We start from the raw sequence: 15,181 nt of genomic DNA on the forward strand, positions 1-15,181 counted from the left end.
CAGCGCCATCGACGGATACATCAGACCACCTGAAGGGCGGTTGGCTCAAATTGAACTCGATTCACTAGGCCATTGGTCCGGTTGAAAGCATTTCCGGGCTACCAGCTGGCGACCAACGGACCAGCATCGGCGGGAAGGCCCCCAACGAGACCCCTTTCCTTGGTCTAGACATGTCAAATTGCCATCGCTACGCTCACCCTTGGTCTAGACCGCAGCACTCTCCGGACACCACCCCACATCTCCAGGAGCACGTATGCGCAGGAAGATCACTTCATTACTGGCCGGGCTGGCGATCGCCGGCGCCGGCCTGCTGGCCACCTCGGCGCCCGCCCAGAGCCACGGCTACACCGACTCGCCGATCAGCCGGCAGCAGCTCTGCGGCATCGGCACCGTCAAGCACTGCGGGCAGATCCAGTGGGAGCCGCCGAGCGTCGAGGGTCCCAAGGGCTTCCCCACCCGCGGCCCGGCCGACGGCCACATCTGCTCGGGCGGCATCGGCCGCTTCTCCGAGCTGGACGACCCGCGCGGCGGCACCTGGCCCGCCACCAACGTCACCGCGGGCCAGAACTACACGTTCAACTGGCGGATCGAGGCGCGGCACGCCACGACCGACTTCCGCTACTACATCACCAAGGACGGCTACGACCCCACCAAGCCGCTCACCCGGGCCGACCTGGAGACGCAGCCGTTCCTCACGGTGCCCTTCGGCGGACGGCTGCCCGGCTCGACGGTCAGCCACTCCGGCGTACTGCCGCAGAAGTCCGGCAAGCACCTGATTCTCGGCGTGTGGACGATCGCCGACACCGGTAACGCGTTCTACGCCTGCTCCGACGTGCAGTTCTGACCGCCCGGTCCGTGCCCCGCGCCACCCGCCCGTGCGCGGGGCACATCCGGCCGCGACGGCGACGCGCGGCCCGCCGCGCACGGAGGCCGTTGATACAGTCGCTGGCCCCCGGAGGACGCACCGAAAGAGGCCGGCGAAGCATGGCGGTGGACGCGCTCGACACCCGTATCCTGCGGCTGCTCATCGAGCAGCCGCAGACGAGCGTGCGCGAGTACGCACGCATCCTGTCCATCGCCCGGGGCACCCTCCAGGCGCGCATCGACCGGCTGGAGCGCGACGGTGTGATCACCGGCAGCGGCCCCTTCCTCTCGCCCGCCGCACTCGGCCACCCCGTCCTCGCCTTCGTGCACCTGGAGGTCACCCAGGGCCATCTGGACGAGGTCGGCGACGCGCTCGCCGCGGTGCCCGAGATCATCGAGGCGTTCTCGACCACGGGCGGCGGCGACCTGCTGACCCGGGTGGTCGCCCGGGACAACGGGCATCTGGAGGACGTCATCCAGCGGCTCATCCGGCTGCCCGGCGTGGTCAGGACCCGGACCGAGGTCGCGTTGCGCGAACGTGTGCCGCACCGGCTGCTTCCGCTGGTCGAATCGCTGGGCGGCGCCGCCCGTTGAGGAGGGCCGGTCGTACGGGCTCCGCGCGGCGGATATCCTGATCTTGCCGCGCTCCCCCACCCCGCTCTCGCCCCGGCGAGGCCGTCGCCGCGGCAGTCGAAACGGTCCTCGGCCAGGCCCTCGGCCCGAGCCATCGAGATTGGTGTGCACAGGTGCTGGTTGCTGGTCGGTACCGGCTGATATCCGCCATCGGCCGGGGCGGAATGGGTGAGGTCTGGCGGGCCACCGACGAAGTCCTCGGCCGCGCCGTCGCCGTGAAGCTGCTCCTCGGGGAACACGCCGACGAGTCGGCCACCGCCCGGTTCCGCCTGGAGGCCCAGACCGCGGCCCGCCTGAGCCACCCCCATATGGTGGCCGTCTTCGACTTCGGGGCCTGGGAGAACCGGCTCTTCCTCGTGATGGAGCTGGTCGAGGGCCGGAGCCTGGCGGATCTGCTGCTGGCCCAGGAACGGCTGGGCCCCGAACAGGCCGCCCGTATCGCGGGACAGGCCGCCGCCGGACTGGCCGCCGCGCACCGGCAGGGCATCGTCCACCGCGACATCAAGCCCGGGAACCTCATGCTGGACGGCGAAGGCACCGTCAAGATCGGGGACTTCGGCATCGCGCAGTTCGTGGACGACCCGTCCGCCGCGCTGACGACGACGGGCCACATCGTCGGGACGAGCCTCTACCTCGCCCCGGAACGGGCGCTCGGCCGCACCGCCGACGCCGCGTCCGACATGTACTCGCTCGGCTGTGTCGTCTACCAACTGCTGCTCGGTGAGCCGCCGTTCCGTTCGGACACCGCGACGGCCACCCTGTACCAGCACGTGGACACGCCGCCGGTGCCGCTGCGCCGGCGCGGCGTGGACGTCCCCGCCGCCTTCGACACGTATCTGCTCAGCCTGCTCGCCAAGCAGCCGGAGGACCGGCCCACCGCCCAGCAGGTCGCCGACTGGTTCCACGGCGACGCCTGGCGGGGCCGCCCGGAACCGCTGCCGCAGCACCACCCGGCACCCGCCCCCGCGCCCTTCCCCGCCGTACCCCCCGCTCCCGCCACGCCGCCCGGAGCGGACCCCGGTGCGCCGACCACGTACCGGCTCCCGCAGGCCCCGGCAGGGCACACGCCGGCGCCCGGCCCCGCGCAGGGGCAGCAGGGACACGGGCGGCGTGCGGCGGCCAGGACCGCGAAGGGCCGGCGGCGGACCGCCGGTGAGGCGATCCGGCGCCGGCCCCGGGTGGCCAGTGCCATCGCGGGTGCGATCGCCTTTCTGGCCGCCGTGTTCCTGGGGATGAGCCTGTTCTCCGGGCGGTGACTACCAGCGGCCGTGGACCGTCGCGCGGAACCGGCGGTCGTAGAGGTCGCGCACCGCGTCCAGCGTGCTCTGCGGGAGCGGGGCGAGCGCGGCGGCGGCCGCGTTGGCCCGGGCCTGCTCCGTCGAGCGCGCGCCGGGGATGACGCTGGTGACGCCCGGCTGCTGGATGATCCAGCGCAGCGCCGTCTGCGCCGGGGTGGCGCCCTCGGGGGCGAGCGCGGCGAACTCGGCGGCGGCCGCCACACCGGTCGCGTAGTCGACGCCCGAGAAGGTCTCGCCCTGGTCGAACGCCTCACCGTGCCGGTTGTACGTGCGGTGGTCGCCGGGCGCGAAGACGGTGTCCGCGGTGTACTTGCCGGACAGCAGCCCGGAGGCCAGCGGCACCCTGGCGATGATGCCGACCCCGGCCTCCCGCGCCGCCGGCAGCACCTCGTCCAGCGGCTTCAGGCGGAACGGGTTGAGGATGATCTGGACGCTCGCCACACCCGGCCGGGCGATGGCCGTCAGCGCCTCGGCGCACGTCTCGACGCTGACCGCGTAGGCCGCGATCCGCCGCTCGGAGACGAGCGTGTCCAGCGCGTCGTACACCTCGTCGGAGGAGTAGACGGCGGTGGGCGGACAGTGCAGCTGTACGAGGTCGAGGGTGTCGACGCCCAGGTTGGCGCGGGAACGGTCGTTCCAGGCGCGGAAGCTGTCCAGGGTGTAGTTCTCCGGCACCTGGTCGGCGCGGCGGCCCATCTTCGTCGCGACGAAGACCCCGGCGTCGGGCCGCTCCTTCAGATAGCGGCCGATGAGCTGTTCGCTGCGGCCGTCCCCGTAGACGTCCGCCGTGTCGAAGAAGGTCACCCCCGCCTCGACGGCCGCGTCGAGCACCCCGAAGGCGTCCTCCTCGCGGACCTCGCCCCAGTCCCCGCCGAGTTGCCAGGTGCCCTGCCCGACGACCGACACACTGCGTCCGGTCCTGCCCAGTTCGCGCTGTTCCATGGGAATCATGCTACGTCCGCCCCGGTGTCCTGCCCGACTTGACGAGACTTGCCAACTCCCTCGCGGGCGCCCGTAGTTCGTTGACGGGGTCATGACCACATGTGAGTGTTCGGTCGCTCGATCACGGACCCCATGAGGAGCCTCGATGAAACGCAGACCGATGACGGCCGGGACGACCCTGGCCGTCCTCGCCGGAATGCTGGTCGCCGTCAGCGGCCCGTCCGCCTCGGCGGACCCCACCCCGCCGCCCGCCCCCAAGGCACTCACCACCGCCGTCTCGGCCGCCGACAAGGCCGCGGCCAGCGGGCTCGACACCCTGGCCAAGGGGCCGGAGGAGCGCTACGAGCGCCGGATGGTCACCCCGTGGATCAACGGCCTCTACTCCGTCGCGTACGAGCGCACCTACCGCGGGCTGCCCGTGGTCGGCGGGGACGCGGTCGTGGTGACCGACTCCAAGGGCAGGGTGCGAGGTTCGCAGTCGGCGGTCTCGCGGCGCATCAACGTGCCCACCACCGCGACCGTCTCCGCGAAGGCGGCCGAGACCACCTCGCGCAAGCAGCTGCGCACGGTGGACAAGGTCGAGAGCCACCGGCTCGTCGTACGGGCCACCGACAAGCGCTCCCGGCTGGCCTGGGAGACCGTGCTCACGGGCCGGACCGCGAAGGCGCCCAGCCGGCTGCACGTGTTCGTGGACGCGGGCACCGGCGCGGTCATCGACAGCTACGACGACGTCCGGGCCGGCACCGGCAACAGCCAGTGGAACGGGCCCAATCCGCTCAGCATCGACACCACCTCGTCCGGCAGCGGCTATTCGCTCCGCGACCCGAACCGCCCCGGGCTGAGCTGCGCCGACTACAGCACCGGCGGCGTGTTCACCAAATCCACCGACTCCTGGGGCACCGGCAGCGCGTCCAGCAAGGAGACCGGCTGCGTCGACGTGATGTGGGCGGCCCAGCACGAGTGGGACATGCTCCGCGACTGGCTCGGCCGCAACGGCCACGACGGCAACGGCCGCAGCTGGCCGGTGCGGGTCGGGCTCAACGACGTCAACGCGTACTGGGACGGCTCCACGGTCTCCATCGGCCACAACCAGGCCAACCAGTGGATCGGCGCCATGGACGTCGTGGGCCACGAGTTCGGCCACGGCATCGACCAGTACACCCCGGGCGGCGCCAACCACGAGTCCGGGCTCGGCGAGGCCACCGGCGACATCATGGGCGCGCTGACCGAGGCGTACGCCAATGAGCCGGCCCCGTACGACGATCCGGACTACACCGTCGGCGAGAAGATCAACCTCGTCGGCCAGGGGCCGATCCGGATCATGTACAACCCCGGCCAGATCGGCGACCCGAGCTGCTACAGCTCCTCCATACCCAACACCGAGGAGCACGCGGCGGCCGGGCCCCTCAACCACTGGTTCTATCTGCTCGCCGAGGGCTCGAACCCCGGGGGCGGCAAGCCCTCCAGCCCCACCTGCAACAACTCCTCGGTGACCGGTGTGGGCATCCAGAGCGCCGGCAAGGTGTTCTACGGCGGCATGCTCCTGAAGACCAGCGGCATGACGTACAAGCGCTACCGCACGGCCACCCTCACCGCGGCCAAGAACCTCGACACCACCTGCACGCTCTACAACCGCGCCAAGGCGGCGTGGGACGCGGTCAGCGTGCCCGCCCAGAGCGGTGACCCGACCTGCTCGCCGAGCGGCAACAACGACTTCTCGCTGTCCCTGGACCCGGCCTCCGGCTCGGTGAAGCCCGGCAGCTCGGTGACGTCCACCGTCCGTACGACGATCTCCTCCGGCAGCGCCCAGACGGTGAACCTGTCCGCGAGCGGCCTGCCCGGCGGGGTGAGCGTCTCCTTCAGCCCGTCCTCGGTGCAGTCCGGCGCCACGTCCACGATGACCGTGTCGACCACGTCGGCCGCGGCCCCCGGCTCGTACACCTTCACCGTGAAGGGCGCGGGCACCCAGGAGCACACCGCCCAGTACACGCTGACCGTCAACGACGGCGGCGGCAACCCCGGCGGCACCGCACCCGACATCAGCGTCGCCAACGTGCAGGCCCACCTCACGCAGTTCCAGACCATCGCCTCGCAGAACGGCGGCAACCGGCGGGCCGGCAGCAGCGGCTACAACGCCTCGCTCGCCTATGTGAAGGGCAAGCTCCAGGCGGCCGGCTACACCGTCACCGAGCAGACCTGCGCCACCTGCACCTACACCGGCAAGAACCTCATCGCGGACTGGCCGGGCGGCCCGGCCGACAGCACCGTGATGTTCGGCGCCCACCTGGACAGCGTCTCCGCCGGGCCCGGCATCAACGACAACGGCTCCGGCTCGGCGACCCTGCTGGAGAACGCGCTCGCCCTCGCCCAGCAGAACCCCACCATGACCAAGCACGTCCGGTTCGCCTGGTGGAACGGCGAGGAGCAGGGCCTCCAGGGCTCCAACTACTACGTCAGCCAGCTGAGTTCGGCCCAGCGCAACGCCATCACCGCGTACTACAACTTCGACATGGTCGCCTCGGTCAACGGCGGCTACTTCATCAACAACCTCAACTCGGCGGCCTCGGCCCCGATGAAGGAGTACTGGGCCTCCCTCGGGCTCGCCCCGGAGGAGAACGTCGAGGGCCAGGGCCGCTCCGACGACTACTCCTTCCAGCGAGGCGGGATCGCCACCTCCGGCTACGCCACCGGCGCCAGTGACACCAAGACCTCGGCGCAGGCCGCCAAGTGGGGTGGCACGGCGGGCCGTTCGTACGACCCCTGCTACCACCAGTCCTGCGACACCACCTCCAACATCAACGCCACCGCGCTCGACCGCAGCGCCGACGGGGTCGCGTACACGCTGTGGAAGACGGCGGTCGGCTCCACCGCGCCCGCCGACGACTTCTCGGTCTCGGTGAACCCGGTCTCGGGCAGCGTCCAGCCCGGCGACTCGGTCACCGCGACCGTGTCCACGGCCACCACCAGCGGCTCGGCGCAGAGCGTGCGGCTGACGGCGTCCGGTGCGCCGAGCGGCGTCACCGTCTCCTTCTCGCCCACCTCCGTGCAGTCCGGTTCCTCGGCCACGATGACGGTCTCCGCGAGCGCCCAGGCCGCGACGGGTACGTACACGCTCACGGTGACCGGCACCGGCACGGCCGCCCACACCACCACGTACTCGCTGGTGATCGGGGACGGCGGGAACTGCCAGCCCCGGCAGGTGGTGGCCAACGGCGGGTTCGAGAACGGGACTTCGCCCTGGACGACGACGAGCGGCGTCATCAACAACCGGACCTCCGAGAAGCCCGCGCACAGCGGCTCGTACCAGGCGTGGCTCGGCGGCTGGGGCAGCACCCACAGCGACACCGCCACCCAGTCGCTGACGGTTCCGGCCGGCTGCTCGACGTACCGGCTGTCGTTCTATCTGCGGACCGACACCGCCGAGTCGCCGTACGGGAGCGCGTACGACACGTTCACCGTGAAGCTGGGGTCGCGGACCCTGGCGACGTACTCGAATCTCGACGCCACCAACGGCTATGTGCTGAAGACCTTCGACGTCTCGTCGGCGGCCGGGCAGACGGTGACGCTGGGCTTCACCAGTAAGGAGGACGCCTATCTCCAGACCAGCTTCGTCGTGGACGATGTGGCCCTCGATGTGAGCTGATCCCACCGGGCAGATGTACGGGGGCGGGGCGTGGTTCACACGCCCCGCCCCTGCCGTCGTCCGCCCTCAGCGGACGACGGCGGCCAGTCTGCGGACGAAGTCCTCGGTCTCCGTACGCCCTTCGGCGCGGCCGGCCAGTCGTCCGTAGAGGCCGCGCAGCTCCTGGCCGAGCAGGGTCGCGGGGTGCACCTCGGTGCTGTCCAGGACCGGGCCGGCCACCGCCGACGCGGCGGCCGGTTCGCCCGCGCAGACGTACGCGTCCGCCGTGCGGGCCAGGAACAGCCTGCGGGCCGAGTGCAGGCCCGGCGGCAGCAGCCGGATCGCGCTGCCGGCCGCGTCCAGGGCGCGCAGCGCGTAGCGGCGCTCCCCCGTCGCGACGGCCAGGTCGCGCAGCGCGCCCGCCGCGCCGGACTCCACCCGCAGGCGCACCGAGGCGACGGAGAGCCAGGGCGCCTCCGCCTCGTCCCGCTCGTCGGCCAGGTCCATCTGCGCCCAGGCCCGGGCGATGTGGTGCAGGGTGCGGCCGGCGTCGCCGCGCACCGCGTGACCGCGCGCCTGGTACAGATCGCTCATCGCCTCCGCCCAGTGACGGCCCGCCGCGGCCGGGCGGATGGCCTCGCCGTACGCGAGGGCCGAGGGGCCGTCACCCTCCAGGCGGGCCAGGGTGCTCATGTCGCTGAGCGCCGCGACCCGGACGCCGACATGGCCGGACATGGCCGCCCACACCAGGGACCGGTCGAGCCAGGCCATCGCCGTGCCGTTGCGCCCCCACAGGAGCCTGAGGCAGCCGGCCGACTGCGCGTACTCGGCGGCCAGCGGGGCGAGCTGGCGCTGGTACGGGGCGGCCGGGAGCGCCATCCAGCGGAGCATCGCGTGCAGGGTGCGTTCGACCACGGCGGTCGCCCCGGGCCAGGCGCGCTCCTCGTCGGCGCGCAGGCAGACGGCGAGCAGCGCGGTCAGGGCGTGCACCGTATCGGTGTCCAGGGCGGGGCGGCCCGCGGTGTCGGGCCCGAGGGCGCAGAACCGCGCGTGCAGGGCGACGACGTCGGCGAGCGCCGGGACCGTGCAGCCGTCGCGGCCGTGCAGCGGGCAGACCAGGCCGTACGCCGGCAGCCGCCCGGGCAGGACGGTCCCCGGCGGGAGCATCGCCGGAAGTGCGCCGCCGGCGGGCTCGCCGGGCAGCGGGCCCTGCCGGACCGGGTCGGGCAGCGGTCCCGGGGCGACGGGCCGCGCCGCCGCGCGCTCCCGCTCCTCGGCCTCCTCGCAGGCGGCGACGAGGTCCCCGCCGGCTCCCAGCAGCTGGTCCAGGCGGCGGGCCAGCGGGAGCGGGGTGCGGCGGCTGCCGTGTTCGAGTTTGCTGATGGCGGTGTGGTCGTAGCCGACCCGGGCGGCCACCTGGGCCTGAGTGAGACCGGTCCGCCTGCGCCACAGCCGCAGCCGGGCGCCGAACGCCCGCCATGCCTCGGCACTCCGGGCGTCCGCGGGTGCGGGGCCCGTCGTCTCGGTCACTCCGGGCCTCGTCGTGCCTGGTCAGCGGTGCTTCTCGCGCCTCGCTCACGGCTCATGTCCCGGAGGATAGCGAGGGGCAGGGCCCGCTGTCCCCGGGGCGGGAACAACATGTCCGGTAACAGGCACGGGCGTTCGCGGCGCGGCGGCCCGGGTGCCCTCGGTGCGCGCCCGGTGATTGCGGTGGCAACGATCAGCGGCACCTCATTCACTCCTCGTACACACCCCGTCATCAACTGAACCGACGCTGCGTCAGTTTTGTGGGACCGGGCGCTGTCAAGATGGCCGCAACACGGACACTCGTGAGCTTTCTGTCGTCAACTGTTGTTCTCAACACCACCGGAACAAGCTGTTGTTGCACACCTATTGACGCATCGCGAGCCAGGGTGAAGTATCCCCATCGGCCGGAGAGAGCGCTCTCCGGCTTCGTGTCGTGCACCCGTTCCGCGACTCAGGAGACAAGCCCCCATGTATGGACCCCCCTCGCTCCACAGACCCGCACCTTCGACCGGAAGAAGACGCACCGGCGTACTGGCCGCCGTCGCCGGTCTCGTCGTCTCGCTTCTCGCCTTCGTGCCCTCCACCTCGGCCAGCGCGGCTCCTTCCCTGCTCTCGCAGGGCAAGACGGTGACCACATCCAGCCAGGAGAGCGCCGGCACCCCGGCCACCGCCGCCGTCGACGGCGACAACGGCACCCGCTGGTCGAGCGCGTTCTCCGACCCGCAGTGGATCGAGGTCGACCTGGGCACTGCCGCCTCGGTCAGCCAGATCGCGCTGAAGTGGGAGGCCGCCTACGCCAAGAGCTACAAGATCGAGTTCTCCACGGACGACAACACGTGGAGCACCGCCTACTCGACCACCACGGGCCCCGGCGGCGACGAGACGCTGAACGTCTCGGGCACCGCCCGCTACGTGCGGCTGACCGGTACCGCCCGCGCCACCGGATACGGCTACTCGCTGTGGGAGTTCCAGGTGTTCGGCACCACCGGCGGCGACGACGGCGGCCCGCAGATCCCGGGCGGTGGCGATCTCGGGCCGAACGTCCTGGTGTTCGATCCGTCGACGCCGGGCATTCAGGCCAAGGTCGACGAGGTCTTCGAGAAGCAGGAGTCGGCGCAGTTCGGTGACGGCCGCTACGCGCTGCTGTTCAAGCCGGGCACGTACGACAACATCAACGCGCAGATCGGCTTCTACACCTCGATCGCCGGTCTCGGCCTCAAGCCCGACGACACCACGTTCAACGGTGATGTCACCGTGGACGCGGGCTGGTTCAACGGGAACGCCACGCAGAACTTCTGGCGTTCGGCGGAGAACCTGGCGCTGAACCCGGTGAGCGGCACCGACCGCTGGGCCGTGTCGCAGGCCGCGCCGTTCCGGCGGATGCACGTCAAGGGCGGGCTCAACCTCGCCCCGAACGGCTACGGCTGGGCGAGCGGCGGGTACATCGCCGACAGCAAGATCGACGGGCAGGTCGGCCCGTACTCGCAGCAGCAGTGGTACACCCGTGACAGCTCCATCGGCAGCTGGGGCAACGGCGTCTGGAACATGACGTTCTCCGGCGTCGAGGGCGCACCGGCGCAGAGCTTCCCCGAACCGCCCTACACCACACTCGAAAACACCCCCGTCTCCCGGGAGAAGCCGTTCCTCTACCTGGACGGCAACGACTACAAGGTGTTCGTCCCCGCCAAGCGCACCAACGCGCGCGGTGTCTCCTGGAACGGCACCCCGCAGGGCGACTCCATCCCGCTGAGCCAGTTCTACGTCGTCAAGCCGGGCGCGAGCGCGGAGACGATCAACGCGGCCGTCCAGCAGGGCCTGCACCTGCTGTTCACACCCGGCATCTACCACGTGAACCAGACGATCAACATCGACCGCGCCGACACCGTCGTGCTGGGCCTCGGCCTGGCGACGATCATCCCGGACAACGGAGTCACCGCCCTCAAGGTCGGCGACGTGGACGGCGTGAAGCTGGCCGGCCTCCTCATCGACGCCGGTCCGCAGAACTCCCAGGTCCTCGTGCAGGTCGGCCCCGACGGCGCCTCCGCGAACCACTCCGCCAACCCGACCAGCGTCCAGGACGTGTTCGTCCGGGTCGGCGGCGCGGGCGCCGGCAAAGCGACCACGGGCATGGTGATCAACAGCAACGACACGATCATCGACCACACCTGGCTGTGGCGCGCCGACCACGGCGAGGGCATCGGCTGGGACACCAACCGCTCCGACTACGGCCTCCAGGTCAACGGCGACAACGTCCTGGCCACCGGACTCTTCGTCGAACACTTCAACAAGTACGACGTCCGCTGGTCCGGCGAGAACGGCAAGACCATCTTCTTCCAGAACGAGAAGGCATACGACGCCCCCAACCAGGCCGCCGTGCAGAACGGCAACATCAAGGGCTACGCCGCCTACAAGGTGGACGACTCGGTCAACACCCACGAAGGCTGGGGACTCGGCAGCTACTGCTACTTCAACGTCGACCCGAGCATCCGCCAGGACCACGGCTTCGAAGCCCCGGTCAAGACGGGCGTGAAATTCCACGACCTGATCGTCGTCTCACTCGGCGGCCAGGGCCAGTACAACCACGTCATCAACGACACAGGTGCACCGACCTCCGGGACCTCGACCGTGCCGTCGCAGGTGGTGTCCTACCCCTGACGGGGACGCACAGGACATCCGGCATCTGAGGTGATACGGCGCGGGGCCCGGCAGACTGCCGGGCCCCGCGTCCGTCGGCTTCGTCCGGCTTCGTCTAGAACAGGCCGGACGGCGGCGGGCCGCCGAGTGTCTGTTCGGACCAGATGACCTTGCCCCGGTCGGTGTATCTGGCCCCCCAGCGCTCCGCGAACTGGGCGACGAGGAAGAGGCCCCGGCCGCCCTCGTCCGTCGTGGTGGCGTAGCGCAGGTGCGGGGAGGTGCTGCTGCAGTCCGACACCTCGCAGGTCAGGGCCCGGTCGTAGAGCAGCCGGACCGTGATGGGCTCGGAGCCGTAGCGGATGGCGTTGGTGACGAGTTCGCTCAGGATGAGCTCGGTGACGAACCCCTCCTCGTCCAGGCCCCGGTCGGCGAGCCAGCGCATGGCCTGTTTACGGATTCCGGCGACCGCGGCCGGGTCCGGGGGCACATCCCACTGAACGCGCCGGGACGGGTCCAGGGTGCGGGTCCGGGCGACCAACAGGGCCACGTCGTCGCCGGGGCGGCTGGGCAGCATGGCCTCCAGCACGTCGTCGCAGGTCTCCTCGGGGGTGCGGTCGCGGTCGGCGAGCGAGCGGCGCAGCAGCTCCAGGCCGTCGTCGATGTCCCGGCCGCGGCGCTCCACCAGTCCGTCCGTGTAGAGGACGAGGCGGCTGCCCTCGGGGACGTCCAGCTCGGTCATCTCGAAGGGCATCCCACCGATGCCGAGGGGCAGTCCGGCGGGGATCTCCGGGAAGCTGACCGTGCCGTCGGGCAGCACAAGGGCGGGTCCGGGGTGGCCGGCCCGGGCGATCGTGCAGCGGCCGGACACCGCGTCGTAGATCGCGTACAGGCAGGTGGCGCCGGTGATCGCACGGCCGCCCGACTCCTCGTCCTGGTCCATCCTGACCACCAGTTCGTCCAGGTGACCGAGGAGTTCGTCGGGCGCCAGGTCGAGCGTGGAGAAGTTGAGGACCGTCGTGCGCAGCCGGCCCATGGTGGCCGCCGCGTGCAGTCCGTGCCCGACGACGTCGCCGACGACGAGGGCGACCCGGGCGCCGGAGAGCGGGATGACGTCGAACCAGTCGCCGCCCACGCCCGCCTGCGCCGGGAGGTAGCGGTGGGCGACGTCCAGGGCGTTCTGCTCGGGCAGCCCGCGCGGGAGGAGGCTGCGCTGAAGGGTGACGGCCATCTCGTGCTCGCGGGTGTAGCGGCGGGCGTTGTCGACGCTGACCGCGGCGCGGGCCACCAGTTCCTCGGCGAAGGAGAGGTCGTCCAGGTCGAAGGGGTCCTCGTTCTGCGCGCGCCAGAAGTTGGCGATGCCCAGGATGACGCCGCGGGCCCGCAGCGGGACGGAGAGCAGGGAGTGGAAGCCGTGCTCCAGGACGCGGTCGGCCTGTTCCGGCTCGGACTCGCGCCACTGCCGGGAAGTGGCCAGGTCGGAGACGATCCAGGTGTGCCCGACGCCGGTGCCGAGGCCCCCGGCGGTGGTCGGGTGGTAGCCGATGACCCGGCCGGCCGGGAGGAGCGGGTGGTCCTCGGCGGCGGCCCGGACGGCGGTGCGGCGGAGGTCCAGGGTGTCGCCGGCGGGCGGTCTCGGCTCCGCGCCGCGCAGGACGGCGTCGGCCAGGTCGACGGTGACGCAGTCGGCGAATCCGGGGACGGCGACGTCGGCGAGTTCCTGGGCGGTGGTGGTGACGTCGAGGGTGGTCCCGATGACGGCGCCGGCCCGGTAGAGGAGCGTCAGCCGTTCGCGTACGGTCTCCGCGCGGCCGGTGAGGGCCCGCAGTTCGGTGGTGTCGCGGAGGGTGGCGACCATGCCGGGCTGGCCGCCGCGTTCCTCGGTGGGGCGGAGGTTGACGGCGAGCAGCCGGTCCCCGGCGGGCCGCAGCTCGTCCGTGGCGACCTGCCCGGAGGCCAGCAGCTCCGCGGTGCCGGACGTGAGTCCGAGGTCGGTCACCGCGCGGCCCTCGGCGTCCGCGGGGAGGTTGAGCAGCCGCCGGGCCTCGTCGTTGGCGAGCAGCAGCCGGTGGTCGGCGCCGATGATGAGGACGCCTTCGCGCACGGCGTGCAGGACGGCGTCGTGGTGTTCGTACATCCGGGTCATCTCGGCCGGGCCGAGGCCGCGCGTCTGGCGGCGGAGCCGGCGGCTGACCAGGGCTGCGCCGGCCGTGGTGAGGACGAGGGCGGTGATCCCGGCGCCGATGGTCAGCGGAATGCTCGGATAGGCGAGCCGGTTGACGGCCTCGACCCTGATGCCGACCGCCACCAGCCCGGCCACCGAACCGTCCCTGCGCTCGACGGGCACCGCGGAGGCGACCGATCTGCCCCGGCTCGACGTGACGGTGCGGGTGACGGCCTTGCCTTCGAGGGCCTCCTTGTAGGGGCCGGGGATCTTCTTGCCGATGAGGGAGAGGTCGCGGTGGGTGTAGCGGATGCCGTCGGCGCCGGCCACGACGACGTACTCGACGCCGGTGCTCTGCCGGATGGCCTCGGCGCGTGGCTGGAGGACGGCCGTGGGGTCCTTGCTGTCGAGCGCCGCCGCCACGCCCGGGGCGTGCGCGAAGGTCTGTGCGACGCTCAGCGACTGGGCCCGTGCCGCGCTCATGCTGTCGCGCCGGCCCTGCACGACGAGGGCGACGACGGCGGCGGCGTCGAGCAGGACGACGATGCCGAGCATGAGGACGAAGAACTGTCCGGCGACGGTACGGACGCTGAACAGCGAGAGCAGCCCGCGTCCCGGAAAGCTCCGCCGGTGCGGCGGCTCGGAGGGCGCGAATGCGTCGCCGCCCGGGCGGCCGCCCTCGTGTCGCTGCGGACGCCGGGCGGAGCGGTGAAATATCGCCCGGAATCGACCTGTGCCACCCACATATCCAGGTTTAACACGGATCGTCGCGGCGCGATCGGTGTGCGGGACCGGTCCGCGTTCCCCGGCGGGCCGGGCCGGGCGCGATCGGGTGACGCGCGGGCGGCGGGCGCGTGCCCGGACGCCGGGGCCGCCGCCCGGGCCCGATGATCCGGAAATGGTGCCTGTATTCCTGACCAAGGCGGTCGAGCTGCTGCTCGGCCGGGAGAACCGCTCGCTCCATCTGAAGGCGGCGGGCTGGGCGACGGTGCTGCTCGCCGTGACGATGCTGGCCGGCTCCGGCCTGGTGGTCCTGGCCGAGCGGCACGCGCCGGACGCCACGATCACGTCCTATCCGCGGGCACTGTGGTGGTCGGTGGAGACCGCGACGACCGTCGGTTACGGGGATCTCTTCCCGGTGACGCTGTGGGGGCGGGTCGTGGCCGCCGTCGTGATGGGCGTCGGCATCACGACGTACGGGATGGTCACGGCGGCGCTCGCGACCTGGTTCGTCGGGCACGAGCAGCGCCGCCGGCACCGGCCGGCCGCCGCGGCCGGGCATGCCGCGCGCGAGATGCGGGACGAGACGGAGCGGCTGCTGCACGAGCGCTTCGACCGCATCGAAAGGCTGCTCGCCGACGCGGGGCGCAGGCCGCCGGGCTGAGCGGCGGGGCGCTCCGGGTGTGAACGGCCCGGGGCCGGGCAGCCCTTTTTCGATCACCCGCCCCGGGGGCCCCGGAAACCGGCAGGATGTCGGTGTACAGGGCCGTCGTCCCGGCG

The 15,181-nt window shown here is 71.8% G+C and carries 9 protein-coding genes; 6 read left to right on the top strand and 3 right to left on the bottom strand.

Annotated features, from left to right (window positions below):
* The first annotated feature begins 253 nt into the window (after positions 1-253).
* From OG338_RS01765 to OG338_RS01775, 3 genes are all read left to right on the top strand, one after another.
* Entirely contained in the window at positions 254-844 is a 591-nt protein-coding gene (locus OG338_RS01765) for a lytic polysaccharide monooxygenase (RefSeq protein WP_405935629.1), read from the top strand.
* A 140-nt stretch (positions 845-984) separates the two neighbouring features.
* On the top strand, positions 985-1,458 hold the full coding sequence (locus tag OG338_RS01770) for an Lrp/AsnC family transcriptional regulator (protein ID WP_164398671.1): 474 nt from the start codon (positions 985-987) through the stop codon (positions 1,456-1,458).
* Between the two features lie 203 nt (positions 1,459-1,661).
* A complete protein-coding gene (locus OG338_RS01775) occupies positions 1,662-2,753 on the top strand; it encodes a serine/threonine-protein kinase (protein WP_405940285.1) in 1,092 nt (363 codons plus the stop codon).
* Here OG338_RS01775 and OG338_RS01780 read toward each other — a convergent pair whose 3' ends face one another.
* Positions 2,754-3,746, bottom strand: a complete 993-nt coding sequence (locus tag OG338_RS01780; RefSeq protein ID WP_405935630.1) for an aldo/keto reductase — start codon at positions 3,744-3,746, stop codon at positions 2,754-2,756.
* A gap of 151 nt (positions 3,747-3,897) precedes the next feature.
* Between OG338_RS01780 and OG338_RS01785 the strand changes: the two genes are divergently transcribed.
* The gene (locus OG338_RS01785) at positions 3,898-7,380 is read left to right on the top strand and encodes a M28 family peptidase (protein ID WP_405940286.1); all 3,483 of its coding nucleotides are present in this window, start codon (positions 3,898-3,900) and stop codon (positions 7,378-7,380) included.
* A 66-nt stretch (positions 7,381-7,446) separates the two neighbouring features.
* Here OG338_RS01785 and OG338_RS01790 read toward each other — a convergent pair whose 3' ends face one another.
* Positions 7,447-8,889, bottom strand: a complete 1,443-nt coding sequence (locus OG338_RS01790) for a helix-turn-helix domain-containing protein (RefSeq protein ID WP_405935631.1) — start codon at positions 8,887-8,889, stop codon at positions 7,447-7,449.
* Between the two features lie 465 nt (positions 8,890-9,354).
* Between OG338_RS01790 and OG338_RS01795 the strand changes: the two genes are divergently transcribed.
* On the top strand, positions 9,355-11,541 hold the full coding sequence (locus OG338_RS01795; RefSeq protein WP_405935632.1) for a discoidin domain-containing protein: 2,187 nt from the start codon (positions 9,355-9,357) through the stop codon (positions 11,539-11,541).
* A 94-nt stretch (positions 11,542-11,635) separates the two neighbouring features.
* Here OG338_RS01795 and OG338_RS01800 read toward each other — a convergent pair whose 3' ends face one another.
* Positions 11,636-14,236: a SpoIIE family protein phosphatase gene (locus tag OG338_RS01800; RefSeq protein ID WP_405940287.1), complete on the bottom strand. Its 2,601-nt coding sequence runs from the start codon at positions 14,234-14,236 to the stop codon at positions 11,636-11,638.
* A 343-nt stretch (positions 14,237-14,579) separates the two neighbouring features.
* Between OG338_RS01800 and OG338_RS01805 the strand changes: the two genes are divergently transcribed.
* Positions 14,580-15,065 (top strand): ion channel, encoded by a 486-nt coding sequence (locus OG338_RS01805; protein WP_405935633.1) that lies wholly within the window; start codon positions 14,580-14,582, stop codon positions 15,063-15,065.
* Positions 15,066-15,181: the final 116 nt, after the last annotated feature.

Source organism: Streptomyces sp. NBC_00726 (assembly GCF_045161735.1).
In the GTDB taxonomy this organism is placed as follows: domain Bacteria; phylum Actinomycetota; class Actinomycetes; order Streptomycetales; family Streptomycetaceae; genus Streptomyces.

Excerpts from the sequence above, each read along its gene's own strand:
- OG338_RS01765 (WP_405935629.1), top strand. The coding sequence starts at position 254 with ATGCGCAGGAAGATCACTTCATTACTGGCCGGGCTGGCGATCGCCGGC.
- OG338_RS01770 (WP_164398671.1), top strand. The coding sequence starts at position 985 with ATGGCGGTGGACGCGCTCGACACCCGTATCCTGCGGCTGCTCATCGAG.
- OG338_RS01775 (WP_405940285.1), top strand. The coding sequence starts at position 1,662 with ATGGGTGAGGTCTGGCGGGCCACCGACGAAGTCCTCGGCCGCGCCGTC.
- OG338_RS01780 (WP_405935630.1), bottom strand. The coding sequence starts at position 3,746 with ATGATTCCCATGGAACAGCGCGAACTGGGCAGGACCGGACGCAGTGTG.
- OG338_RS01785 (WP_405940286.1), top strand. The coding sequence starts at position 3,898 with ATGACGGCCGGGACGACCCTGGCCGTCCTCGCCGGAATGCTGGTCGCC.
- OG338_RS01795 (WP_405935632.1), top strand. The coding sequence starts at position 9,355 with ATGTATGGACCCCCCTCGCTCCACAGACCCGCACCTTCGACCGGAAGA.
- OG338_RS01800 (WP_405940287.1), bottom strand. The coding sequence starts at position 14,236 with ATGCTCGGCATCGTCGTCCTGCTCGACGCCGCCGCCGTCGTCGCCCTC.
- OG338_RS01805 (WP_405935633.1), top strand. The coding sequence starts at position 14,580 with ATGGTGCCTGTATTCCTGACCAAGGCGGTCGAGCTGCTGCTCGGCCGG.